Raw genomic sequence first — 21,694 nt, 5'->3', positions numbered from 1 at the left:
GGACGCAACCCCCATGAGATCCAAGAGATTCGAGGCGCTGGACGCGCGTCCGGTCAACCAGGACGGGTTCGTCACCGAGTGGCCGGAAGTCGGCCTCATCGCGATGGACAGCCCCAATGACCCCAAGCCGTCGCTCCGCATCGAGAACGGCAAGATCGTAGAGCTCGACGGCAAGCAGTGTGCCGACTTCGACATGCTCGACACGTTCATCGCCACCTACGGCATCAACCTGGAACGCGCCGAGGAGGCCATGGCGATCGACTCGCTGACCTTCGCCCGCATGCTGTGCGACATCAACGTGCCGCGCAGCCAGATCATCCCGCTGTCGACGGCGATGACCCCCGCGAAGGTCACCGAGGTCGTCGGCAAGATGAGCGTGCTCGAGATGATGATGGCGGTCACCAAGCTGCGCGCCCGCAAGAGCCCGGCCAACCAGTGCCACGTCACCAACGTGCAGGACCATCCCGTCCTCATCGCCGCCGACGCGGCCGAGTCCGGCATCCGTGGGTTCGCCGAGATGGAGACCACGGTCGCCGTCGTCCGCTACGCGCCGTTCAACGCGCTCAGCCTGCTGGTCGGGGCCCAGACCGGGCGCCCCGGGGTCCTCACCCAGTGCGCCGTCGAGGAGGCCACCGAACTCCAGCTCGGCATGCGCGGACTGACCGCCTACGCCGAGACGGTGTCCGTGTACGGCACCGAGGCCGTCTTCATGGACGGCGACGACACGCCCTGGTCGAAGGCCTTCCTCGCCTCCAGCTACGCGTCGCGCGGCCTGAAGATGCGCTTCACGTCGGGCACCGGCTCCGAGGTCCAGATGGGCTACGCCGAGGGCAGGTCCATGCTCTACCTCGAGGCGCGCTGCCAGTTCATCACCAAGGCAGCGGGTTCGCAGGGAACGCAGAACGGCTCCGTGAGCTGCGTCGGCGTCCCCGCCGCGGTCCCGCAGGGCATCCGCGCCATCCTGGCCGAGAACCTCATCGCCATGATGATGGATCTCGAATGCGCCTCCAGCAACGACCAGACGTTCACCCACTCGGACCTGCGGCGCGTCGCCCGGTCGCTCATGCAGTTCGTGCCCGGCACCGACTTCATCTGCTCCGGCTACAGCGCCACCCCGAACCTGGACAACATGTTCGCCGGGTCCAACTGGGACGCCGAGGACTACGACGACTGGAACATCATCCAGCGCGACCTCCACATCGACGGCGGGCTCGTGCCCGTCCTCGAGGAGGACGTCGTCACCGTGCGCCGCAAGGCCGCCCGGGCCCTCCAGGCCGTCTTCGCGGAACTGGGCCTGCCGCCGATCACCGACGAGGAGGTCGAGGCCGCCACGTACGCGCACAGCTCCAACGACATGCCCAAGCGCAACGTCGTGGAGGACCTCAAGGCCGCCGAAGAGATGATGAAGCGCACCGTCACCGGCTTCGACGTGGTGCGTGCCCTCATCAAGGGCGGTTTCGAGGACGTCGCCAAGTCCGTGTTCAACCTCCTGCGGTGCCGGGTCGCCGGCGACTACCTGCACACGTCGGCCATCTTCGACGAGCAGTTCAACGTCAACTCCGCCGTCAACTACCCGAACGACTACGCGGGCCCGCAGACCGGCTACCAGATCTCCGACGAGCTCTGGAACCGGATCAAGGACATCCGCCAGGCCGTCAGCCCGGAAAGCATCTGAGGTGACCGCAATGAGCATCGACCAGAGCACACTCAAGCAGCTCATCGAACAGGTGATGCGCGAGATGGCCGCCGAGTCCCCCTCGGCGCCTCCCGGCACCGCCCGCTCGGACGCCGCCCCCGCGGGCCGGATCCGCCTCACGGAGTCCGGCCCCGCCGAGCGCGGCACCGACCCCAAGGAGGTCGTCATCGCGCTGTCGCCCGCCTTCAGCTCGCAGATCTACGAGACGATCATCGGCCTGCCGCACGGCGACGTGATCAAGCAGATCTGCGCGGGCATCGAGGAGGAGGGCCTCCACTACCGGATCGTCAAGGTCTACCGCACCGCCGACGTCGGCTTCATCGCACACGAGGCGGCGAAGCTCAGCGGATCCGGCATCGGCATCGGCCTGCAGTCCCGCGGCACGACGGTGATCCACCAGAAGGACCTGCCCCCGCTCAGCAACCTGGAGCTGTTCAGCCAGTCCCCGCTGATCGACCTGGACGCCTTCCGCGCCATCGGCAAGAACGCCGCCAAGTACGCCAAGGGCGAGTCCCCGAGCCCCGTCCCGACCCGGAACGACCAGATGGCGCGCCCGAAGTACCAGGCCATCGCGGCCCTCCTGCACAACAAGGAGACCCGGCTGTGTGACCTCACCAAGAAGACACAAGCGCTGCAGGTCAGCCAGGCCTGAGGAGACGACATGGATCAGGAACAACTCATCCGCCAGATCATGGCCGAGGTCATGGCGAACCTCGGCAAGGAGCAGGTGACCTTCGCCAAGGCGTCCACCCCGTCCAACGGGTCGGCGTCCGGGCGGATCGGACAAGCGCAGTACCCGCTCGCTGAGAAGCACCCCGAGCTGGTCACCACCAACAACGGCAAGCCGTTGGCCGACCTCACCTTCGAGAAGCTGCGCTCGGGCGAACTCAAGCCCGAGGACTTCCGCATCTCGTCGGAGACGCTCGAGCTGCAGGCCCAGGTCGCCGACGATTCCGGCCGGCCCACGCTGGCCCGGAACCTGCGCCGTGCCGCCGAGCTGGTGAAGGTGCCCGACGAGCGGCTCCTTGCCATCTACAACGCGCTGCGTCCGTATCGCTCGACCAAGGCGGAGCTCTACGACATCGCCGCGGAACTCGAGGGCTCCTACGGGGCCACGGTGTCGGCCGGTTTCGTCCGGGAGGCCGCTGACGTGTACGAGAGCCGCGGCCGGCTGCGCGTCGACTGACCAAGTAAGGGAGATCCGTAATGGGGATGGTGGCCGGCATCGACATCGGCAACGCGACAACCGAGGTCGCGCTAGCCGAGCGACACGGCGGGGAACTGCGGTTCCTCGCGAGTTCCACGATCCCCACCACCGGGATCAAGGGCACCGAGGCGAACATCAAGGGCGTCGTGCATGCCCTGCGGGTGGCGCTCGACAGCGCCGGCCGAAGTCTGCGCGACGTCGATCTCATCCGCATCAACGAGGCGGCCCCAGTCATCGGGGACGTCGCCATGGAGACCATCACCGAGACCATCATCACCGAGTCGACGATGATCGGGCACAACCCCGCCACCCCCGGCGGGCTCGGCATCGGCGTCGGGAAGACGATCCGCATCGACGACCTGCCCGGCACTTCCACCGCCGAGCCGCTCATCGTCGTGGCGGACCGGCGGCACGACTACGACGACGTGGCGCGCCGCATCAACGAGGCCGCGGACCGCCTCACCATCGCCGGTGCCATCCTCCAGGCCGACGACGGCACCCTGGTCCACAACCGGCTCCGGTCGAAAATCCCGATCGTCGACGAGGTCTCGCTCATCGACAAGGTCCCGATCGGGATGCTGGCGGCCATCGAGGTGGCCGAGGTGGGCCGCATCGTCGAGACCCTCTCGAACCCGTTCGGCCTGGCCACGCTCTTCGGGCTCGACGCGGCGGACACCAAGCAGGTGGTACCGCTGGCCCGGTCGCTCGTGGGGAACCGGTCGGCGGTGGTCATCAAGACGCCGAAGGGCGATGTCAAGGAGCGGCGCATTCCCGCCGGCACCCTGACCTTCCGCGGGGAGAACCGCAGTGTCGAGGTCGACGTCGACCGCGGCTCCGAGGCCATCATGGCCGCCGCCCAGCAGATACGAGCCATCGACGACATCGTCGGCCAGCCGGGCACCAACGTCGGCGGCATGATGGAGAAGGTCCGCGTCACCATGGGCGGCCTCACCGGCCAATCGCCCCGCGACATCCGCATCACCGACCTGCTCGCCGTCGACACGCAGGTCCCCAAGCAGGTCTCCGGCGGCATCGCCAACGAGTTCTCCATGGAGGCCGCCGTCGGGATCGCCGTGATGGTCAAGACGGACAGGCTGCAGATGCAGCGCATCGCCGCCGACATGGCGGCGGAACTCGGCATCCGCGTCGAGGTCGGCGGCGTGGAGGCCGACATGGCCATCCGCGGCGCCCTCACCACCCCCGGGACCGCCGCCCCGATCGCCATCCTCGACATCGGAGCAGGCTCCACCGACGCGTCCGTCATGCACGCCGACGGCTCCGGGACCTCCATCCACCTGGCCGGCGCCGGCAACATGGTCACCCTGATAATCCAGTCCGAGCTCGGCCTGGACGCCTGGGACACCGCCGAGGACATCAAGCGCCACCCGCTGGCCCGCGTGGAGACCGTCTTCAACATCCGCCACGAGGACGGCACGGTGCAGTTCTTCGACGAGCCGCTGCCACCCCACACCTACGCGCGCGTCGTCGTCCTCAAGCCCGAAGGGATGGTCCCGCTCGAACTGGACCTGCCCCTGGAGACCATCCGGCAGGTGCGCATCCGCGCCAAAGAGCGGGTCTTCGTCACCAACGCCGTCCGCGCGCTGCGAAAGGTCAGCCCGACCGACAACGTCCGCGACATCGACTTCGTGGTGCTCGTCGGCGGCTCCGCCCTCGACTTCGAGATCCCGCAGCTCGTCACCAAGGCGCTCGCCGAGTACCGGGTGGTCGCGGGGCGCGCCAACATCCGCGGCACCGAGGGCCCGCGCAACGCCGTCGCGACCGGACTGGCGCTCAGCTGGGCCGCCGAAGGCGGTGCATCGTGATGGACTCCCCGCCGGCCATCCTCGTGCACGTCCACCAGGCCATCGACGGGCGGCACCTCACCGACCTGCTGCTCGGCATCGAGGAGGAGGGGGTGCCGGTCGAGGTCACCAGGCACGACCACCTCAACCCCCTCGTCCTGGCCCACGACGCTGCCGTGACGTCCCGGCTGGGCATCGGGCTCGGCATCGCCCTGGACTTCGTCGTCATCACCACCGAGAAGCTGCCCGAGTCGCGGCCCTACATCGCCCGCACCTTCCACCGCGGGGGCCCGGCCGACCGCATCCTCGGCTCCAACGCGGCCCGCCTCGTCAAACGCATCCCGCTCCGGGATCACCCCTCAGCACCCTGAACCGCCGTGAACGAAAGGAAGTGACCGCTATGCAAGCGCTCGGCACCATCGAGGTGGTCGGGCTCGTCGCCGGCGTGGAGGCCGCGGACGTGGCCTGCAAGGCCGCCGACGTGCAGCTCGTCGGATACGAACTGGCCAAGGGCGGCGGCTACGTCACCGTCAAGGTCCTGGGCCAGGTCGGCGCCGTCACCGCGGCGATCGACGCGGCGGCCGTGGCCGCGGCCCGGCTCACCCGCGTGGTGAGCAAGCTCGTCATCCCGCGTCCCTCAGACCAGATCGCCGCACTCGTGGCGAACTCCGCGACCGTCGGATACACGCCCAGCCCCGCGACACCCCCACCCGCTCCGGCAGCACCGGACGCCCCCACCGCACAGCCCACCGCCGCTGCACCAGCCGCGGACGTGTCCCCCGCCGCCACGGAACCCTCCGTGTCCCCGGCCCCTGAACCCGTCGTGGCGCCCGCCCCGACGTCGGCGGATCCCGCCACCCACACCACCACCAGGAGGAAGCACCCATGAGCCAAGCGCTCGGTCTCGTCGAGACCAAGGGACTGGTCGGGGCCATCGAGGCCGCCGACGCGATGACCAAGTCCGCCAATGTGACGCTGCTCGGCAGCGAGAAGATCGGTGCCGGGTTCGTCACCGTCATGGTCCGTGGTGACGTCGGCGCCGTGAAGGCCGCCGTCGACGCCGGCGCGGCCGCCGCCGCCAAGGTCGGCGAGCTCGTCAGCCAGCACGTCATCCCGCGCCCGCACACCGACGTCGAGAAGCTGCTGCCGAAGGCCTGAGCCATGACCGAAGCCCAACTGATCTCCACGATCGCGGACCGGGTCCTCGCCAGGATCGGCGAGAACGACCCGGAACGCGTGATCGTCGGCATCTCCAACCGGCACGTCCACCTGTGCGACGCCGATTTCCGGACCCTGTTCGGCTACGACGCCCCGACCGTGCGCACCATGGTGCGGCAGCGCGGAGAGTTCGCCGCGGAGGAGACGGTGACGTTGCACGGGCCGCGGGGTGCCATGGAGCGGGTGCGGGTCATGGGGCCGAACCGGCCTGCGACGCAGGTCGAGCTCAGCCGCACCGACTGCCGCCAGCTCGGCGTCGATGCGCCCATGGCTCAGTCCGGCCACCTGGACGATGCCGCACCGATCGAGATCTCCGGGCCGGCCGGCCGCGTTGCGCTCGACCACGCCGTGATCGTGGCGGGCCGGCACATCCACATGGGGCCGTCCGACGCGGCCGCTCTCGGGCTCGCCGACCAGGACCGGGTCAGCGTGCTGTTCGAGGGCGACCGCGGCGGGCGCCTCGACCACTTCCTCATCCGGGTCAAGGACTCGTACCTGGCCGAGCTGCACCTCGATACCGACGAGGGCAACGCGGTCGGGGCGAAGACCGGCGACCGCGTCCGGATCGTCAAGGACTGACCCGTGCACGCCCTCCCAGCCCGCCGCCTGCACCGCTTCGCCGGACTCGTCCGGTCCGGTGACGTGGCCCCCGCCACCGGACCGCTCCGGCTCGGCGTCGACCTCGGCACCGCCAACATCGTGCTGGCCGTCGTCGACGGCGGCGACCAGCCGGTGGCCGGCGCCTGGCGCGGCGCCACCGTCGTCCGCGACGGAGTGGTGGTGGACTGGCTGGGAGCCGTACGCGTCGTCGGCGAGCTCAAGACGCAGCTCGAGGACCGGCTCCGCGCCAGGTTCACCGCCGCCGCCGTCGCGATCCCCCCGGGGATCGACGCCGGAACGACAAAGGTCTTCGGCAACGTGCTCGAGGCGTGCGCTCTGGCCGTCGACGAGATCGTCGACGAGCCCGTCGCCGCGGCCACCGCCCTCGGCGTCACCGACGGCACCGTCATCGACGTCGGCCACGGCACCACCGGGGTCTCGCTGCTCGACGACGGCGCCATCGGCTTCTCGGTCGACGAGGCCACCGGCGGCCACCACATGACACTGGTGATCGCCGGCGCGCTCGGCATGGACTACGACGCCGCCGAGGCCTTCAAGCGCGACCCGGCCAACAGCGAGCTCGTCTTCGGGCTCATCCGGCCCACACTGGAGAAGATGGCGACCATCGCCCGCGACGCCCTCCGCGGCACGGCCGACCCCGGCACGACCCACCTGGTGGGCGGCTCCAGTTCCTTCCCGCGCGCCGTCGAGGTCTTCACCGAGGTCCTGGGCCACCCCGTCGTCCGCCCCGCCGACCCCCTCTTCCCCACGCCGCTCGGCACCGCCATGCGAAGGAGCCAGCCATGACCGAGGCCCAGCTGCGGGACCTGATCCGCGAGATCCTCGCCGACCTCCTCCCCGGAGCCCGGCCCGCGCCCGCGCTCCCCCAGCACGCCCTCGTGCTGTTCACGGGCGCCCTCCTCGGGTTCGAGGAGGCGTGCACGTCCCTGACGAGACTGCGCGCGGACCTGCCTCTCGACTGGATCCAGACCGGCTCCGCGCGCCGCATCCTCGACCAGCCGACGATCGAGGCCATCGGCATGACGCCGGCTGACAAGTCGCTGGTCGCCAGCCACGACCTGCTCATCGTCCCCACCCTCACGGTCAACATGGTGGCCAAGGTGGTCCACGGCGTCGGCGACTGCCTCGCCTCCAACGTCATCGCCGAGTTCATCATGAGCGGCAAGCCGGTGGTCGTTGCGACGAACGCCGCCTGCCCCGACAGCGCCGGCAAGCGCGAGTGGTTCCCCCGCATGCCGGCCGGCTACCAGGCCATGCTGCGCGAGAACCTCACGCGGCTGCGGTCGTTCGGCGTACACCTGGCCGACGCCTCCCGCCTCGACCGCGCCGTGCTGCGCCAGGTCCGCGGCGATGCGCCCACCCCGGGCGCCGCGCCCGTCCTGGACCGCGTCGTCACGGAGGCCACGATCGCCGGGCTCCCCGATGGCGCCGACGTGCGGCTCGCGCCCCGGGCCATCATCACCGACCTGGCGCGCGAAGCCGCCGCCAGGCGTCACATCACGCTGAGAGAAGGATCCTGACATGTACCTCGCCAAGGTGGTCGGCACCGTCGTGTCGACGAGCAAGGACGAACGGCTCGTCGGGTTCAAGCTGCTGCTGACCCGCCGCGTCGACGAGGCGGGCCGCGCTACCGGCCAGCCGGAGGTGTGTGTCGACACCGTCGGCGCCGGCGCCGGCGAGGTCGTCATCGTGACGAAGGGCTCGTCGGCCCGGTTCGCGGCCGACCGACAGACCGCCCCCCTGGACGCCACGATCGTCGGCATCGTCGACACCGTCGAGATCGAGGACCAGTAACCCCATGCCCGCCATCTACACCCGCACCGGCGACAAGGGCGACACCGGCCTGTTCGGCGGCTCGCGCGTCGCCAAGCAGAGTCTGCGCGTCGAGGCCTACGGGTCGGTCGACGAGGCCAACGCGGCACTCGGCGAGGCCAAGGCCCGGCTCCGGGACGGGTGCCCCTGGCGCGAGCGGCTCCACGCCGTGCAGCACCGGCTGTTCGTCCTCGCGGCGGAACTCGCCAGCGACGCCGAGGGCGCGGCCCGCCTCGGCGGCACCATCGACGAGGCCGACATCGCCGATCTCGAGCGGCTGATCGACGACTGCCTCGCGGTGACGGGGCCCCAGCGGTTCTTCGTCGTCCCCGGCCGCGACGAGCGCTCGGCCGCCTTCCACACCGCCCGGACCATCGTGCGCCGCGCCGAGCGACGCACGCTCACGCTCGCCGACCACGAACCGGTGCGCGCCGAGCTCATCCGGTACCTCAACCGACTCTCCGACGCCGTCTACGCGCTGGCCCGGCTCACGGAGACGTGGGCGGACCGCGACCGCATCGAGCGCATCGTGCGCGACGCCGTGACGCGCAGCGTCACCGGCGCCACCGCCGCCGCGGCCGACGACCCGTGCCTCCGCACCGCGACCGCGCTGGCCGCCGCGGCGGAGCGACGAGCCCGTCAGCTGGCGGTGCCGGTCGTCATCGCGGTCGTCGACGCCGCGGGCCACCCCGTGGTCCTGCACCGCATGACCGGCTCCTTACTGGCGTCGATCGACATCGCGTCCAACAAGGCCTGGAGCTCGGCCGCCTTCCGCAAGACCACCGCCGAGCTCGGCGAACTCGCCGCGGCTGGCGGTCCGCTGCCCGGACTCGCCGACGGCAACGCCGGGAGAGTCGTGCTGTTCGGAGGCGGCGTGCCGCTGCTCGACGGCGACCGCCTGCTGGGCGGCTTCGGCGTCTCCGGCGGCACCGTCGAACAGGACATCGACATCGTGCGTCACGCACTGGACGAAGTGATGGGAGAACAATCATGAAGGTGGATCCGTCCCTGCTGGAGGCGACGATCCGTCGGGTGCTCGCGCAGCTGCCGGTCGAACGGACCGGCGACGGCGTGTTCGCCGACATGGACTCGGCCGTCGCGGCCGCCGCGGCCGCGGAACGCGAGTACCTGACCCGGTCCATGGCCGACCGGCGCCGCTACGTCGCCGCGATCCGCGAGGTCATGCTCGACCCGGACAACCTCGACTACATGTCCGTCCAGGCCGTGCAGCAGACCGGCATGGGTGATGTCGGACACAAATACCTCAAGAACAAGGCGGCCGCCGAGCTGACCCCCGGCGTCGAGGACCTGGTGACCGAGGCCTACTCGGGCGACGACGGGCTCACCACCGTCGAGTACTCGGCCTTCGGCGTCATCGGGGCCATCACCCCGACGACGAACCCGACCGAGACCATCACGTGCAACTCGATCGGCATGCTCGCGGCCGGCAACGCCGTCGTGTTCAGCCCGCATCCGCGGGCCCGCGACCTATCCCTATGGCAGGTGCAGCAGATCAACCGGGCGCTGCGGGCGGTGGGCGCCCCCGACAACCTCGTCGTCACGGTGGCCGAACCGTCGATCGAGAACACCACCGCCATGATCGCCCACCCGGCCGTGCGGATGATCGTCGCCACCGGAGGTCCCGGCATCGTGAAAACGGTCCTGGCCTCGGGCAAGAAGGCTATCGGCGCGGGAGCCGGCAACCCGCCCGTGGTGGTCGACGAAACGGCCAACATCGACCACGCCGCCAAGTGCATCGTGGACGGCGCCTCCTTCGACAACAACCTGCCCTGCACGGCCGAGAAGGAGATCATCGCGGTCGACGCCATCGCCGACCTGCTGAAGTTCTCGATGGTCAAGCACGGCGCCTACGAGCTGACCGCCGACGAGCAGGCGCGGCTCGAGGGCGTCATCCTCACCGCCGAGCGCCGCCCGGTGGTCGAGTGGATGGGCAAGCCCGCCTCCGCGATCCTGGAGGCGATCGGCGTCGAGCCGCCGCCGGGCGTGCGGCTCCTGGTGTGCGAGGCGACCGCTGATCATCCGTTCGTCGTGCACGAGCTGATGATGCCGGTGCTCGGCCTGGTCCGCTGCCCCGACGTCGTCAGCGCGATCGATCTCGCCTGCGAACTCGAGCACGGCAACCGGCACACCGCGATCATGCACTCGCAGGACGTCAGCAACCTCACGCGCATGGGCAGGCTGATCCAGACCACGGTCTTCGTCAAGAACGGGCCCTCGTTCACGGGGATCGGGATCGGCGGCGAGGGGTTCTGCACCTTCACGATCGCCGGGCCGACCGGAGAGGGGCTCACCCGGGCGCGGAACTTCGCCCGCTCGCGGCGGTGCGTGCTCGTCGGCGACCTCAACGTCCGCTGACATGCGCCCACTGAAAGTCGCCGTCACCGGGGCGGCCGGGCAGATCGGCTACTCGCTGCTCTACCGGCTCGCCGCCGGCGACGCCTTCGGCGACCGGCCCGTCGAGCTGCGGCTGCTCGACCTCCCCCAGGCGCTGCCCGCCCTGGACGGCGTCGCGATGGAGCTGGTCGACTGCGCCTCGCCCCTGCTGGCCGGCGTGGAGGCGGGAGCCGATCCGCGCCGGATCTTCGACGGCGTCGACGTGGCGCTGCTGGTCGGCGCCTCCCCCCGCAAGGCGGGGATGGAGCGGGCCGATCTGCTCGCCGCCAACGGCGCCATCTTCGCCGAGCAGGGACGGGCGCTCGCCGCATCGGCCTCGGCGGACCTGCGGGTCGTCGTCACCGGGAACCCCGCCAACACCAACGCGTGGATCGCGATGCGCCACGCCGACGGCGTCCCCGCCGAGCGGTTCACCGCGCTCACCAGGCTGGACCACAACCGCGCCAGGTCGCTGCTGGCGCGCCGGGTCCGGCGTCCGGTGTCCGACGTCACGCGCATGACGATCTGGGGAAACCACTCCACGACCCAGTACGCCGACGTGCACCACGCCCTGGTGTGCGGCAGGCCTGCCACGCAGTGGGTAGACGACGGATGGGTGACGTTCGACTTCCTGCCCCAGGTGGCCAGGCGGGGGGCCGCGGTCATCGCCGCACGCGGCAAGTCCAGCGCGGCCTCGGCGGCCAACGCGACGATCGAGCACGTCCGCGACTGGTTCTCCAGCACCGCCGCGGGCGACTGGACCTCGATGGCCGTGCCGAGCGACGGCTCGTACGGCATCCCCGAGGGCCTCGTGTGCTCCGTCCCCGTCACCACGGAGGCGGGGCGCTTCAGCGTGGTGCCGGACCTGCGGCTCAACGCCTTCGCCCGCTCCCGGATCGACGCGTCGGTGGCCGAGCTCCGGGCCGAGGTGGCGGCGGTGCGCCGGCTCGGTCTGGCCTGAAGCTCAGACCTTCTTGGTGGGCTCGGAGGTGGACAGCGCCGCCACGAAGGCCTCCTGGGGGACCTCGACGCGGCCGACCATCTTCATCCGCTTCTTGCCCTCCTTCTGCTTCTCGAGCAGCTTGCGCTTGCGGGTGATGTCGCCGCCGTAGCACTTCGCGAGGACGTCCTTGCGGATGGCGCGGATGGTCTCGCGGGCGATGACCCGCGAGCCGATGGCGGCCTGGATGGGCACCTCGAACTGCTGACGCGGGATGAGCTCCTTGAGCTTCGACGCCATGAGCAGCCCGTAGGAGTAGGCCTTGTCCTTGTGCACGATCGCCGAGAACGCGTCGACGGGGTCGCCGTGGAGGAGGATGTCGACCTTGACCAGCTCGGCCGCCTGTTCGCCGTCGGGTTCGTAGTCCAGCGAGGCGTAGCCCTTGGTGCGCGACTTGAGGGCGTCGAAGAAGTCGAAGACGATCTCCGCCAGCGGCAGCGTGTAGCGGATCTCGACGCGGTCCTCGCTCAGGTAGTCGAGGCCCCGCTGCACGCCGCGACGCGTCTGGCACAGCTCGAGGATGGTGCCGATGTACTCCGACGGGGCCAGGATCGTTCCGCGCACCACCGGTTCGTAGACCTCGGCGATCTTGCCCTCCGGGTACTCCGACGGGTTGGTGACCGTGTGCTCGGAACCGTCCTCCATCACGACGCGGTACACGACGTTGGGGGCGGTGGAGATGAGGTCGAGGTTGAACTCGCGCTCCAGGCGCTCGCGCACGATCTCCATGTGGAGCAGGCCGAGGAACCCGATGCGGAAGCCGAAGCCGAGGGCGCCGGACGTCTCGGGTTCGTAGGTGAGGGCAGCGTCGTTGAGCTGCAGCTTCTCGAGCGCCTCGCGCAGCTCGTTGAAGTCGTCACCGTCGATCGGGTACAGACCGGCGTAGACCATGGGGTTGGGATGGCGGTAGCCGCCCAGGTCGGTGGTCGCGGGCCGGGCGTCGAGGGTGACGGTGTCACCCACGCGGGACTGGCGGACGTCCTTGACGCCCGTGATGAGGTAGCCCACCTCGCCGACGCCGATCGCGCCGGCCTTGACCGGTTCGGGTGAGATGACGCCGACCTCGAGCAGGTCATGGGTGGCCTTGGTCGACATCATGAGGATGCGCTCGCGGTGCCGCAGCTCGCCGTCGACCACGCGGACGTAGGTGACCACGCCGCGGTAGGTGTCGTAGACGGAGTCGAAGATCAGGGCCCGGGCCGGGGCGGCGGGATCGCCCTGCGGCGCGGGGATCTGCTCCACGACGGCGTCGAGGAGTTCCGCCACGCCCGCACCCGTCTTGCCGGAGACCCGCATGACGTCACTCGGATCGCACCCGATGATCCCCGCGAGTTCGGCCGCGAACTTGTCGGGGTTGGCGCTCGGCAGATCGATCTTGTTGAGCACCGGGATGATGTGCAGGTTGGCCTCGAGCGCCAGGTAGAGGTTGGCGAGCGTCTGCGCCTCGATGCCCTGCGCGGCGTCGACCAGCAGGATCGCCCCCTCGCACGCCTGGAGCGACCGCGAGACCTCGTAGGTGAAGTCGACGTGGCCCGGCGTGTCGATCATGTTGAGGACGTGCACGACACCGTCCTTCGTCCACGGCATGCGGACGGCCTGCGACTTGATGGTGATGCCGCGTTCCCGCTCGATGTCCATCCGGTCGAGGTACTGGGCCCGCATCTGCCGGGCGTCGACGACCTCGGTCAGCTGCAGCATGCGGTCGGCCAGGGTGGACTTGCCGTGGTCGATGTGCGCGATGATGCAGAAGTTACGGATGATCGCCGGGTCGGTCTTGCCGGGGCGCGGAGCGGGCATGCGTCTCCTCGTCGATGAACATGTAGACAGGCCATCTTCTCATGGCCGGTTCACTTGTCGAAACGCCGGCGCGGGCCGGGCCCGGAGGGGGATTTTGCGGCTTCGGACGCGCTCGGGTAACCTAGAGCGTCGCGTGTTCACACGCACGCATGACCGAATCTTTTCAAGTTTCCACCCGTAAAGAGGCTTGCCCAGTGGCGAACATCAAGTCCCAGAAGAAGCGCATCAAGACCAACGAGATCGCGCGGCAGCGCAACAAGGCCGTGAAGTCGGCCCTGCGCACGCACATCCGCAACGTCCGCACCGCGGTCGCGGCCGGCGAGTCCGACAAGGCCGCCGAGCTCGCGAAGGCCGCGAACCGCGCCCTCGACAAGGCTGTGAGCAAGGGCGTCATCCACAAGAACCAGGCCGCGAACCGCAAGTCGGCCATCTCCACGGCCGTCGCGGCTCTCTGAGCCACCAGCCGTAGCGTTCGCAGACAGCGCCTTGACCCTCGGTCGTCAAGGCGCTGTTTCGCGTCCCCGGCGACGGGTCAGCGGCGCCGCAGCCGCAGGACGCCCAACACCATGTGCTCGAGGGCGTAGTCCGCGTCCGTCGCGGCCCCCTTCACTGCGGCGTCGGCCGTGGCGATGAGCTGCATGGCCTCGGCCACCGCACCCGTCTGCCAGATGCGCGACGACTTCGCGTAGTCCTTGATCTTCCACGGCGGGATGCCCAGCTGCCTCGCCAGGTCCGCGTCGCTCATCCGCAGGCCCTGCGCCTCCAGATACCTGCCCATGCCGCGGAACGCCGACGCCATGGCGCTGGTCACGAGTACCGGAGCCGCGCCCGTCCCGAGCGCCCAGCGCAGCCGCTCGAGGGCGAGGCTGGGATTGCCGCCCATGACCGCGTCGGCGACGGCGAAGCTCGTGACCTCGGCCCGGCCGGCGAAGTACCGCTTCACCATCGCGGCGTCGATCTCGCCTGAGTCGGCGTCGGAGGCGAGCTGGCTCACGGCCGACGCGAGGCTCCGCAGATCATGGCCCACCGCGGAGACGAGCTCGCCGGTGGCGTCCTGGCCGATGCGCACGTGGTGGCGCCTGGCCTCCTCCGCGACGAACTTCGGCAGTTCCCACGCCTTCGGTGCGGTGACGGTCTCGGTGCGGACTTTGCCCTTCTTCAGCTTGTCGATCAGCCCCTTGCCCTTCATGCCGCCGGGGTGCACGAGGATCAGGCACAGCTCGGGCGGCGGGGCGAGCGCGGCGGCCAGAAGCTGATCCACCGCGGCGGGCGGGCAGGCGCCGACGTCGTCGATGACGGCGATGATGTACTCGGTGAACAGCGAGCCCCCGATCACCTCGGCGAGCATGGCGTCCTCGAGCTGATCGGCCGAGATCTCGTTGACGTCGGCCTCCGGGTGCGCCGCCAGCGCCGCGGCCTTGGTCTGCGCCACGATGCGCTGGGCGAGGAGGGCCTCCGGCCCGGTGATGAGGAGTGAGGTTCCGAAGGGCGATGACGTCACGGACCCAAGCTTGCCAGGCTCTGCCGACTGTCTCCTCACTCCTGTCCGCGCCGCTGCGTCGTCACGACGACGGCGCCTTCCCGACGGTGGACCGCCACCGCCCCCTGGGTGTCGGTTCTCGCCGTCGCCATGCCGTGGTCCGCCGCCAACCGCAGGGCCGCGGCGGACGGGTGCCCGTAGTCGTTGTCGACGCCCGCGCTCGCCACCGCGACCACCGCGTCGGTCGCGTCGAACAGGCGCGGCTCCTGCCGGGACGATCCGTGGTGCGGCAGCTTGAGCACATGCGCGCGCAGGTCCACGCCCGCCCGGGCGGCCGCACGCAGAGCCACGGCCTGCCCGGCCGGTTCCGCGTCCCCGGCCAGCATCAGCCGCAGCCCGTCCCCCGTCTGGGCCACCGCCACGACGGAGGCGTCGTTCTCGGCTGATCCCTCCCCCTCCGTCTCGACGGAGGGATCCCCTGGCGGCTGCCAGGCGGAGACCACGGTCCAGACGAGGTCCCCCACACGGACGACGTCACCGGTCTGCGCCGCCCTCACCTGGCTCCCGGCGGCGCCGGCCGCATGCCGCAGCCACTCGGGTGCCGGCCCCGAACGGGTGAGGATCAGCTCCGGCCGGTATCGCTCGACGACCGCGGCCGCGCCCCCGGTGTGGTCGGCGTGCCAGTGGGTGAGGACGAGGAGCGGCACGCGGCGGACCCTCAGGTCCTCGAGGCAGGCCAGCGTGGGGCCCGGCTCCGGGCCGGTGTCGACGAGGGCGGCTCCGCCCCCGCCCGTGGTGAGCACCGTCGCGTCGCCCTGCCCGACGTCGCAGAAGACCGCCGACCACGGGCCGGGCCACCCGGGGGTCACGGGGCGCATGAGGGTGACGGTCACCAGGACCGCGGCCATGCCGAGTGCTGCCAGCCGCTTCGCCAGCAGCACCGGAAGCACGACGGCGAGCGCGCCGGCGGCGATCGCGACGCCCGTGACGCCGAGTGCGGTGGGAGGCCAGCGCAGCGAGGCGCCGGGAAGCGCCGCACCGCCTTCCGCGAGCCAGATGATCGGCTGGGCGCACCACCCCGCGAGCCACCCCGGCCCCGCCGCGAGCCACGGCGCCCACCACAGGAGCGCCGCGGCGAATCCCAGGACCGTCGTCGGGCCGACGAACGGTCCGGCGAGGGCGTTGGTGACGATGCCCACGAGAGAGACCTCACCGCTGAGTCCCGTCACGATCGGCTGGGTGGCGAGCTGAGCGGCCAGGGGGATCGCCACGGCCTCGGACACCCACCTCGGCGCCCAGGACGTGAGTGCGGTCACCAGCGCGGGGCCCAGCAGGACGATCCCGGAACAGGCGGCCACGGACAGCGCGAACCCCGCGGACCTCGCCAGCCAGGGGTCGAGCCACAGCAGGCCGAGCGCGGCCACGCTGAGCGCCCTGAGGCTGCGCCGGCCCGAGGCCGCCCCGACGGCGGCCAGCCCCACCAGCCCCATCGCCGCGGCGCGCAGCACGGACGGCTCCTGGCCGCACACCACCACGAAGCCCAGCACGCCCGCCACGGCCGCGGCCCGCACCCACCACCCGCGGACCCCGAGGCCGCGGACCGCCGCCAGGATGACGCTCAGCATCAGCGTCAGGTTGGCGCCGGAGACGGCCATGAGATGGGTGAGGGCGGTCACCTGGAACTGCGCCCGCATGTCGTCATCGACCCCCGACGTATCGCCCACCACGAGCGACGGCACGAGCGCGGCCTGGCGGGGCGGCGAGTGGGCCACCGCGCCCCGGAGCCCCGATCGCATCGCGGTGGCCGTCGCGTCGAACACCCCCGGACCGGTCACCAGCTCGGGCTCCGAGCGCAGCCTCAGCACGGCCACGTCGGCGTCCCCCGGCGTGGGCGGGGCGAGTCTGACCACCATCCGGTACCGGGCACCGGGGACGGCGGAACGCAAGCCGGTGGCTGCGTCCCCTGTCGCCAGCACAGTCACCGGCATCGCCGTCCGGAGCCCGCGGCCCCGGGCGTCGAGGCGGAGCAGCGTCCCGTCGGCCACGACGGTCTGGTCCCACCTGCGCGCCTCGGCGCGGATCGACACCTCGGCGGTGGCCGTGGCGCGGGCGGCGGCAAGGTGCGAGACCGGCGAGTCGTGCCGCTGCGCCGCCCGCGTCCCCGTCAAGAGACCCGTCACGGTGAAGACGACGACCACCACGCAGGTCCATGTCCGGCGGAGGCGGGCCGCGGCGAGCGCGATGAGGCCCAGCCCCACGGTGAGGGCAGTCAGGGTGGCCGCGTCGGGGCGCCAGCCCGTGGTCCCGAGCCACGCCGCACCCCAGGCGGCTGCCGCCACCGGCACCAGCCGCCAGTCCTGGTCGCGCATCACCCCACCCGCACCAGGGGCTGAAGCTTCTCGAAGGTCTTGGGCCCGATGCCGCTGACCTCCTGCAGTTCCTCCACGACGGTGAAGGGGCCGTTCTCCTCACGCCAGGCGATGATCGCCTCCGCGGTAACGGGGCCGATCCCGGGCAGCTCTTCGAGGTCGTCGGCCGTGGCGCGGTTCAGGTCCACTCCGGGACCCGCGGCGTCCCCCGCCTCGGAGCCCGTCCCGGGGGCGCGGACGTCGCCGCGTGGCTGGTCCTCCGAGCCGATGAGGATCTGCATGCCGTCCGACACCGGGGCGGCCAGGTTGAGCTGGTCCGGGTCAGCCGATGGCGCCAGTCCCCCGGCGGCCTCGATGGCGTCCAGCACGATGGACCCCGGGGGCAGCGTCACGACCCCTGGCGTCGCCACGTGCCCCGCGACGTGGATCCGCATCTGAGGCGGTGGCGACGGGGTCGCCGCGGCGACCGACACCTCGGGTGTGGCGGAGGGGACGGGGATCTCGGTCGCCTCTGACCTGCTGAGCGCGGCGACAGCGACCCCCACTGCGCACAGCAGGAGCACCGCCACGACGAGGACGTGCTGGCGCGTGAGGCGCCGCGGAGGCCCCAGAGCGTCGGGCGGGGGCGTCGGCGCGCGCGGCGGCGGCGGGGAGTCTGGCGGCGGCTCCGCGGCGGCCCGGCGGGGCGCGCCCAGCGGCGGCCGCCCCGCGCTCACGTAGGCGAGCCGGGCGCGGGCCACCTCGTCGGCCTGCTGGGGGTCCATGCCACCGTGTTAGGCGGTGACCGCGCCCGTTTGCCGGGCGATCAGCGAGCTGTGGAGAACCTCAGCGGGGCACGAGGCTCAGCATCTTGGGCAGCCGCGCGATGACCTTGGCCACCTCGCGCCCGTCCAGGGACCGCTGGACGCCCGCGTCCGCCAGGGCCAGCGCCAGGGCCTCGTCCTCGGCGATGGCGGCCGGCACGTCGATCTTGGCGCGGATCTTGCCCTGGATCTGGACCACCATCGTCACGGTGTCGTCGGCGGTCAGCGCGGGATCGGCGACGGGCCAGGCGCTGCTGGCCACCGACGGTGCGTGGCCGAGCACCTCCCACATCTCCTCAGCCACGTAGGGCGCCACGACGCTCAACGCCTGAGCCACGAAGGTGGCGGCCTCGCGGACGGCGGGATCGGCGGGCCCCGTGGCGCCGTCGATGGCCTTGCGCGTCGCGTTGACGAGTTCCATGACGCGGGCCACGGCCACGTTGAACCGGCCGGACTCGATGAGCATCGACACGTCGGCGATGGACTTGTGCGTCACCTTCCGCAGCGCGGCGTCACCGGCGGTCACATCGGCGTTCACCGGAGAGGCGACGTCCGAGGCGATGCGGTAGGCGCGCTGCAGGAACTTCAGGCTCGACGCCGGCGACAGGTCCGCCCAGTCGATGTCGTCCTCCGGGGGTCCGGCGAACACCATGGTGAGCCGGACGGCGTCGACACCGTACTCGTCGATCTGCTTGCCGAGGTCCACGCCGTTGCCGAGCGACTTGCTCATCGCCTTGCCCTGGTTGATCACCTGGCCCTGGTTGAGGAGCCGCAGCATGGGCTCGTCGAAGTCGACCAGGCCCATGTCGCGGAGCACCTTGGAGAAGAAGCGCATGTAGAGCAGGTGCAGGATCGCGTGCTCGACGCCGCCGACGTACTGCGCCACCGGCATCCAGCGCCGGACATCCTCGGGGTCGAAGGGGCCCTTGTCGTAGCCCGGCGAGCAGTAGCGGAAGAAGTACCACGACGAGTCGACGAACGTGTCCATCGTGTCGGTGTCGCGCTTGGCCGGTCCGTGGCAGGTCGGACAGGTCGTCGCGACCCAGTCGGTGGCGGCGGCCAGCGGAGAGGTCCCCTTCGGCGCGAGGGCCGCCCCGCGCAGGTCGGGGAGGCGCACGGGCAGCTGGTCGTCCGGGACCGGGACCTCGCCGCACGTGTCGCAGTGCACGACAGGGATGGGGCAGCCCCAGAACCGCTGGCGCGACAGCAGCCAGTCCCGCAGCCGGTACTGGATGGTGCCGGTGCCCAGACCATCCGCTTCGAGCTGGGCGATGATGCGGGCGACCCCGGAGGCCTTGTCGGCCAGTCCGGTGAGCGGACCGGAGTTGACGTAGGCGCCGTCACCGCTGGTGGCGATGCCGGTGTCGGCCGGATCGGTCCCGTCCACGTCGATGACGGTCCGGACGGGCAGCCCGTACTGCCGGGCGAAGTTGAGGTCGCGCTGATCGTGCGCGGGGACCGCCATGATCGCGCCGGTGCCGTAGTCGGCGAGCACGTAGTCGGCGGCCCAGATCGGGATCTCCTCCCCGTTGACCGGGTTGATCGCGCTGCGGCCCAGCCACACGCCGGTCTTCACCCGCTCGGTGGACTGGCGCTCGATCTCGGTCTCCTTCTTGACCTGCTCGAGGTAGGTCTCGAAGGCCGGCCGCTGCTCGTCGGTGACGAGCTCCGCCGCCAGCGGCGCGTCCGGGGCCACGACCATGAAGGTCGCACCGAACAGGGTGTCGGGGCGGGTGGTGAAGACCGTGATGGGCTCCTCTCGCCCCTCCACCCGGAAATCGACGTGGGCGCCCTCGGAGCGGCCGATCCAGTTGCGCTGCATCGCGAGGACGTGGTCGGGCCAGCCTCCCTCGAGCTGGGTCATGTCGTCGAGGAGCTGCTCGGCGTACTCGGTGATCTTGAAGTACCACTGGTTGAGCTTGCGCTTGGTCACCTCGGTCTTGCACCGCTCGCACCGGCCGTCGACGACCTGCTCGTTCGCCAGCACCGTCTGGTCCGTGGGGCACCAGTTGACGAAGGAGTCCTTGCGGTAGGCCAGTCCGCGCTCGTAGAACCGCGTGAACAGCCACTGGGTCCACTTGTAGTAGTCCTCGTCGGAGGTGTGCAGCCGACGGCTCCAGTCGAAGCTCAGGCCGTAGCGCTTGAAGGAGCGCGCCTGCGTCTCGATGTTGTTGTAGGTCCACGTGGCGGGGTGGGTGTCCGCCTTGATAGCCGCGTTCTCGGCGGGGAGCCCGAAGGAGTCCCACCCGATGGGATGCATGACGTCGTAGCCCTTGAGCCGCCAGTAGCGCGCGATGACGTCCGCCATGGCGTACGCCTCGGCATGCCCCATGTGTAGGTCACCGGACGGGTACGGGAACATGTCGAGCACGTAGCGGCGCTCGCGACTGCCGTCGTCGCGGGGGCGGAAGGTCTCGTCCTCCTCCCAGAAGGCCTGCCACTTCTCCTGGGCCTGGACCTTGTCGTACTGACCAGCCTCTTGGCTCACGACCATCTCCTGCTTTCGGGCGTCACACGTGCGCCAGCGGCGCGGTGCCTCAATATACCGGCCCGCGGACGGCGTCTCGCACGCGCTCAGACGAGCAGGGCGTCGACCTCCGCGGCGGTGGGCGGCTGGGCTCCCTTGCGGGTGCAGACGATGGCGGCGGCGGCGACACCACGGGCGAGCGCGGCCTCGACGTCCGTGGGGTCCTCGGCGTAGGCCGACAGGAACCCGGCCATGAACGTGTCACCCGCGCCGACCGTGTCGACGACGTCGACCCGGCGCCCCGGGACCTGGATCCGGCGGCCGTCGGGCTTCACCGCGACGACGCCGTCGGGGCCCAGCGTGACGATGAACATGCTGAGTCCGTACTCGGCCGCCCAGCCCTCCGCGTAGCCGAGCGGGTCGCTGTCGTCGTCCACCAGCCAGGCGATGTCCTCGTCGGATGCCTTGGCGATCCCGCCGTTCTTCCCGACCGCCGTCAGCAGGTCCGAGATGAGGCCGAAGTACTCCGCCCGGTCCGGCAGCGTCGACGGCCGGACGTTGAGGTCGAAGCTGACCCCGGCGTCCGTGCGTCGCACGAAGTCCAGGACCTGCCGGGCGCCGGGGGCAATGATCGCCCCGATGGACCCGAAGTGCAGCCAGTCGTCGGCGTCGAGGTCCGGCAGCTCACCCGGCGCCCAGTTGAACGCGGAGGTCCCGGCGAAGTGGAAGTGGTAGCTCGCCCGCCCCTGGGTGTCGAGGGAGACGACGGCCAGCGACGTCGGATCCTCCGTGGGGACGGCGATCGAGAGGTCGACGCCGGCGCCCTCCAGGTGGCTGCGGAGCTGCCGGCCGAAGGTGTCGGTGCTGAGGCGCCCGAGGAACCGCGTGTCGAGGCCGAGCTTAGCCAGCGCGGTGGCTGTGTTGAAGGGGCCGCCGCCGGATCTGGCGATCCAGCGGCTCTCGGCCGGGGAGATCATCTCCTCCGGCATCAGATCGATCAGGGCTTCCCCGCACACGACGAAACGCAT

Annotated in this window: 20 protein-coding genes and 1 pseudogene; 15 read left to right on the top strand and 6 right to left on the bottom strand. The window is 70.9% G+C overall.

What is annotated here, in order from left to right; all coding sequences use genetic code 11:
* Positions 1-13: 13 nt before the first annotated feature.
* The 14 genes and pseudogenes from ACFQPD_RS02625 (at position 14) to ACFQPD_RS02560 (ending at position 11,711) form a co-directional block, all read left to right on the top strand.
* Positions 14-1,675, top strand: a complete 1,662-nt coding sequence (locus ACFQPD_RS02625; protein WP_385898138.1) for a propanediol/glycerol family dehydratase large subunit — start codon at positions 14-16, stop codon at positions 1,673-1,675.
* A 10-nt stretch (positions 1,676-1,685) separates the two neighbouring features.
* Positions 1,686-2,348 (top strand): propanediol/glycerol family dehydratase medium subunit, encoded by a 663-nt coding sequence (locus tag ACFQPD_RS02620; protein ID WP_353080686.1) that lies wholly within the window; start codon positions 1,686-1,688, stop codon positions 2,346-2,348.
* Between the two features lie 9 nt (positions 2,349-2,357).
* Entirely contained in the window at positions 2,358-2,882 is a 525-nt protein-coding gene (locus ACFQPD_RS02615; protein ID WP_353080687.1) for a diol dehydratase small subunit, read from the top strand.
* A 20-nt stretch (positions 2,883-2,902) separates the two neighbouring features.
* Positions 2,903-4,726, top strand: coding sequence for a diol dehydratase reactivase subunit alpha (locus tag ACFQPD_RS02610; protein ID WP_385898135.1), 1,824 nt, complete (start codon positions 2,903-2,905; stop codon positions 4,724-4,726).
* A complete protein-coding gene (locus ACFQPD_RS02605) occupies positions 4,726-5,076 on the top strand; it encodes a glycerol dehydratase reactivase beta/small subunit family protein (protein ID WP_353080755.1) in 351 nt (116 codons plus the stop codon). The genes ACFQPD_RS02610 and ACFQPD_RS02605 overlap by 1 nt, the downstream gene beginning before the upstream one ends.
* 29 nt (positions 5,077-5,105) lie before the next feature.
* A pseudogene (locus ACFQPD_RS02600) lies at positions 5,106-5,366 on the top strand (BMC domain-containing protein); the annotation flags it as partial.
* A 224-nt stretch (positions 5,367-5,590) separates the two neighbouring features.
* Complete coding sequence (locus ACFQPD_RS02595; protein ID WP_353080689.1) at positions 5,591-5,863, top strand: BMC domain-containing protein; 273 nt, start codon at positions 5,591-5,593, stop codon at positions 5,861-5,863.
* Positions 5,864-5,866: 3 nt separating this feature from the next.
* On the top strand, positions 5,867-6,502 hold the full coding sequence (gene pduL / locus ACFQPD_RS02590) for a phosphate propanoyltransferase (protein WP_353080690.1): 636 nt from the start codon (positions 5,867-5,869) through the stop codon (positions 6,500-6,502).
* A 3-nt stretch (positions 6,503-6,505) separates the two neighbouring features.
* Entirely contained in the window at positions 6,506-7,330 is an 825-nt protein-coding gene (eutJ, locus tag ACFQPD_RS02585; protein WP_385898131.1) for an ethanolamine utilization protein EutJ, read from the top strand.
* A complete protein-coding gene (locus ACFQPD_RS02580) occupies positions 7,327-8,064 on the top strand; it encodes a flavoprotein (RefSeq protein WP_385898129.1) in 738 nt (245 codons plus the stop codon). Before eutJ ends, ACFQPD_RS02580 begins: the two co-directional genes overlap by 4 nt.
* A gap of 1 nt (position 8,065) precedes the next feature.
* Entirely contained in the window at positions 8,066-8,338 is a 273-nt protein-coding gene (locus tag ACFQPD_RS02575; protein ID WP_353080693.1) for a EutN/CcmL family microcompartment protein, read from the top strand.
* Between the two features lie 4 nt (positions 8,339-8,342).
* Complete coding sequence (locus ACFQPD_RS02570) at positions 8,343-9,350, top strand: cob(I)yrinic acid a,c-diamide adenosyltransferase (protein ID WP_385898127.1); 1,008 nt, start codon at positions 8,343-8,345, stop codon at positions 9,348-9,350.
* Between the two features lie 89 nt (positions 9,351-9,439).
* Complete coding sequence (locus ACFQPD_RS02565; RefSeq protein WP_385898244.1) at positions 9,440-10,732, top strand: aldehyde dehydrogenase family protein; 1,293 nt, start codon at positions 9,440-9,442, stop codon at positions 10,730-10,732.
* Between the two features lies 1 nt (position 10,733).
* The gene (locus tag ACFQPD_RS02560; RefSeq protein WP_385898125.1) at positions 10,734-11,711 is read left to right on the top strand and encodes a malate dehydrogenase; all 978 of its coding nucleotides are present in this window, start codon (positions 10,734-10,736) and stop codon (positions 11,709-11,711) included.
* A 3-nt stretch (positions 11,712-11,714) separates the two neighbouring features.
* Here ACFQPD_RS02560 and lepA read toward each other — a convergent pair whose 3' ends face one another.
* Positions 11,715-13,547 carry a translation elongation factor 4 gene (lepA, locus tag ACFQPD_RS02555; protein ID WP_385898124.1) on the bottom strand — a complete coding sequence of 611 codons (1,833 nt, stop codon included), beginning with the start codon at positions 13,545-13,547 and terminating at the stop codon, positions 11,715-11,717.
* A gap of 194 nt (positions 13,548-13,741) precedes the next feature.
* Here lepA and rpsT point away from each other — a divergent pair, with 194 nt between their 5' ends.
* Complete coding sequence (gene rpsT / locus ACFQPD_RS02550) at positions 13,742-14,002, top strand: 30S ribosomal protein S20 (RefSeq protein ID WP_385898122.1); 261 nt, start codon at positions 13,742-13,744, stop codon at positions 14,000-14,002.
* A 77-nt stretch (positions 14,003-14,079) separates the two neighbouring features.
* Here the strand turns inward: rpsT and holA are convergent, their stop codons facing one another.
* From holA to ACFQPD_RS02525, 5 genes are all read right to left on the bottom strand, one after another.
* On the bottom strand, positions 14,080-15,048 hold the full coding sequence (holA, locus tag ACFQPD_RS02545; RefSeq protein WP_353080698.1) for a DNA polymerase III subunit delta: 969 nt from the start codon (positions 15,046-15,048) through the stop codon (positions 14,080-14,082).
* Between the two features lie 35 nt (positions 15,049-15,083).
* A complete protein-coding gene (locus ACFQPD_RS02540) occupies positions 15,084-17,396 on the bottom strand; it encodes a ComEC/Rec2 family competence protein (protein WP_385898120.1) in 2,313 nt (770 codons plus the stop codon).
* On the bottom strand, positions 17,396-18,160 hold the full coding sequence (locus tag ACFQPD_RS02535) for a helix-hairpin-helix domain-containing protein (RefSeq protein WP_385898118.1): 765 nt from the start codon (positions 18,158-18,160) through the stop codon (positions 17,396-17,398). Before ACFQPD_RS02535 ends, ACFQPD_RS02540 begins: the two co-directional genes overlap by 1 nt.
* Before the next feature lie 61 nt (positions 18,161-18,221).
* The gene (gene leuS, locus ACFQPD_RS02530) at positions 18,222-20,693 is read right to left on the bottom strand and encodes a leucine--tRNA ligase (RefSeq protein ID WP_385898117.1); all 2,472 of its coding nucleotides are present in this window, start codon (positions 20,691-20,693) and stop codon (positions 18,222-18,224) included.
* 80 nt (positions 20,694-20,773) lie between these two features.
* Positions 20,774-21,694 (bottom strand): carbohydrate kinase, encoded by a 921-nt coding sequence (locus tag ACFQPD_RS02525; RefSeq protein ID WP_068752145.1) that lies wholly within the window; start codon positions 21,692-21,694, stop codon positions 20,774-20,776.

It is taken from the genome of Tessaracoccus sp. O5.2, assembly GCF_964266725.1.
In the GTDB taxonomy this organism is placed as follows: domain Bacteria; phylum Actinomycetota; class Actinomycetes; order Propionibacteriales; family Propionibacteriaceae; genus Arachnia; species Arachnia lapidicapta.
The sequence above is the reverse complement of the archived record's forward strand: the minus strand, read 5'-3'. Positions and strand labels throughout refer to the sequence as shown.

What these genes read in the sequence shown, in the direction of transcription:
- ACFQPD_RS02625 (WP_385898138.1), top strand. Translation starts at nt 14, where the DNA reads ATGAGATCCAAGAGATTCGAGGCGCTGGACGCGCGTCCGGTCAACCAG.
- ACFQPD_RS02620 (WP_353080686.1), top strand. Translation starts at nt 1,686, where the DNA reads ATGAGCATCGACCAGAGCACACTCAAGCAGCTCATCGAACAGGTGATG.
- ACFQPD_RS02615 (WP_353080687.1), top strand. Translation starts at nt 2,358, where the DNA reads ATGGATCAGGAACAACTCATCCGCCAGATCATGGCCGAGGTCATGGCG.
- ACFQPD_RS02610 (WP_385898135.1), top strand. Translation starts at nt 2,903, where the DNA reads ATGGGGATGGTGGCCGGCATCGACATCGGCAACGCGACAACCGAGGTC.
- ACFQPD_RS02605 (WP_353080755.1), top strand. Translation starts at nt 4,726, where the DNA reads ATGGACTCCCCGCCGGCCATCCTCGTGCACGTCCACCAGGCCATCGAC.
- ACFQPD_RS02595 (WP_353080689.1), top strand. Translation starts at nt 5,591, where the DNA reads ATGAGCCAAGCGCTCGGTCTCGTCGAGACCAAGGGACTGGTCGGGGCC.
- pduL (WP_353080690.1), top strand. Translation starts at nt 5,867, where the DNA reads ATGACCGAAGCCCAACTGATCTCCACGATCGCGGACCGGGTCCTCGCC.
- ACFQPD_RS02580 (WP_385898129.1), top strand. Translation starts at nt 7,327, where the DNA reads ATGACCGAGGCCCAGCTGCGGGACCTGATCCGCGAGATCCTCGCCGAC.
- ACFQPD_RS02575 (WP_353080693.1), top strand. Translation starts at nt 8,066, where the DNA reads ATGTACCTCGCCAAGGTGGTCGGCACCGTCGTGTCGACGAGCAAGGAC.
- ACFQPD_RS02570 (WP_385898127.1), top strand. Translation starts at nt 8,343, where the DNA reads ATGCCCGCCATCTACACCCGCACCGGCGACAAGGGCGACACCGGCCTG.
- ACFQPD_RS02565 (WP_385898244.1), top strand. Translation starts at nt 9,440, where the DNA reads ATGGACTCGGCCGTCGCGGCCGCCGCGGCCGCGGAACGCGAGTACCTG.
- ACFQPD_RS02560 (WP_385898125.1), top strand. Translation starts at nt 10,734, where the DNA reads ATGCGCCCACTGAAAGTCGCCGTCACCGGGGCGGCCGGGCAGATCGGC.
- lepA (WP_385898124.1), bottom strand. Translation starts at nt 13,547, where the DNA reads ATGCCCGCTCCGCGCCCCGGCAAGACCGACCCGGCGATCATCCGTAAC.
- ACFQPD_RS02540 (WP_385898120.1), bottom strand. Translation starts at nt 17,396, where the DNA reads ATGCGCGACCAGGACTGGCGGCTGGTGCCGGTGGCGGCAGCCGCCTGG.
- ACFQPD_RS02535 (WP_385898118.1), bottom strand. Translation starts at nt 18,160, where the DNA reads ATGGACCCCCAGCAGGCCGACGAGGTGGCCCGCGCCCGGCTCGCCTAC.
- leuS (WP_385898117.1), bottom strand. Translation starts at nt 20,693, where the DNA reads ATGGTCGTGAGCCAAGAGGCTGGTCAGTACGACAAGGTCCAGGCCCAG.
- ACFQPD_RS02525 (WP_068752145.1), bottom strand. Translation starts at nt 21,694, where the DNA reads ATGCGTTTCGTCGTGTGCGGGGAAGCCCTGATCGATCTGATGCCGGAG.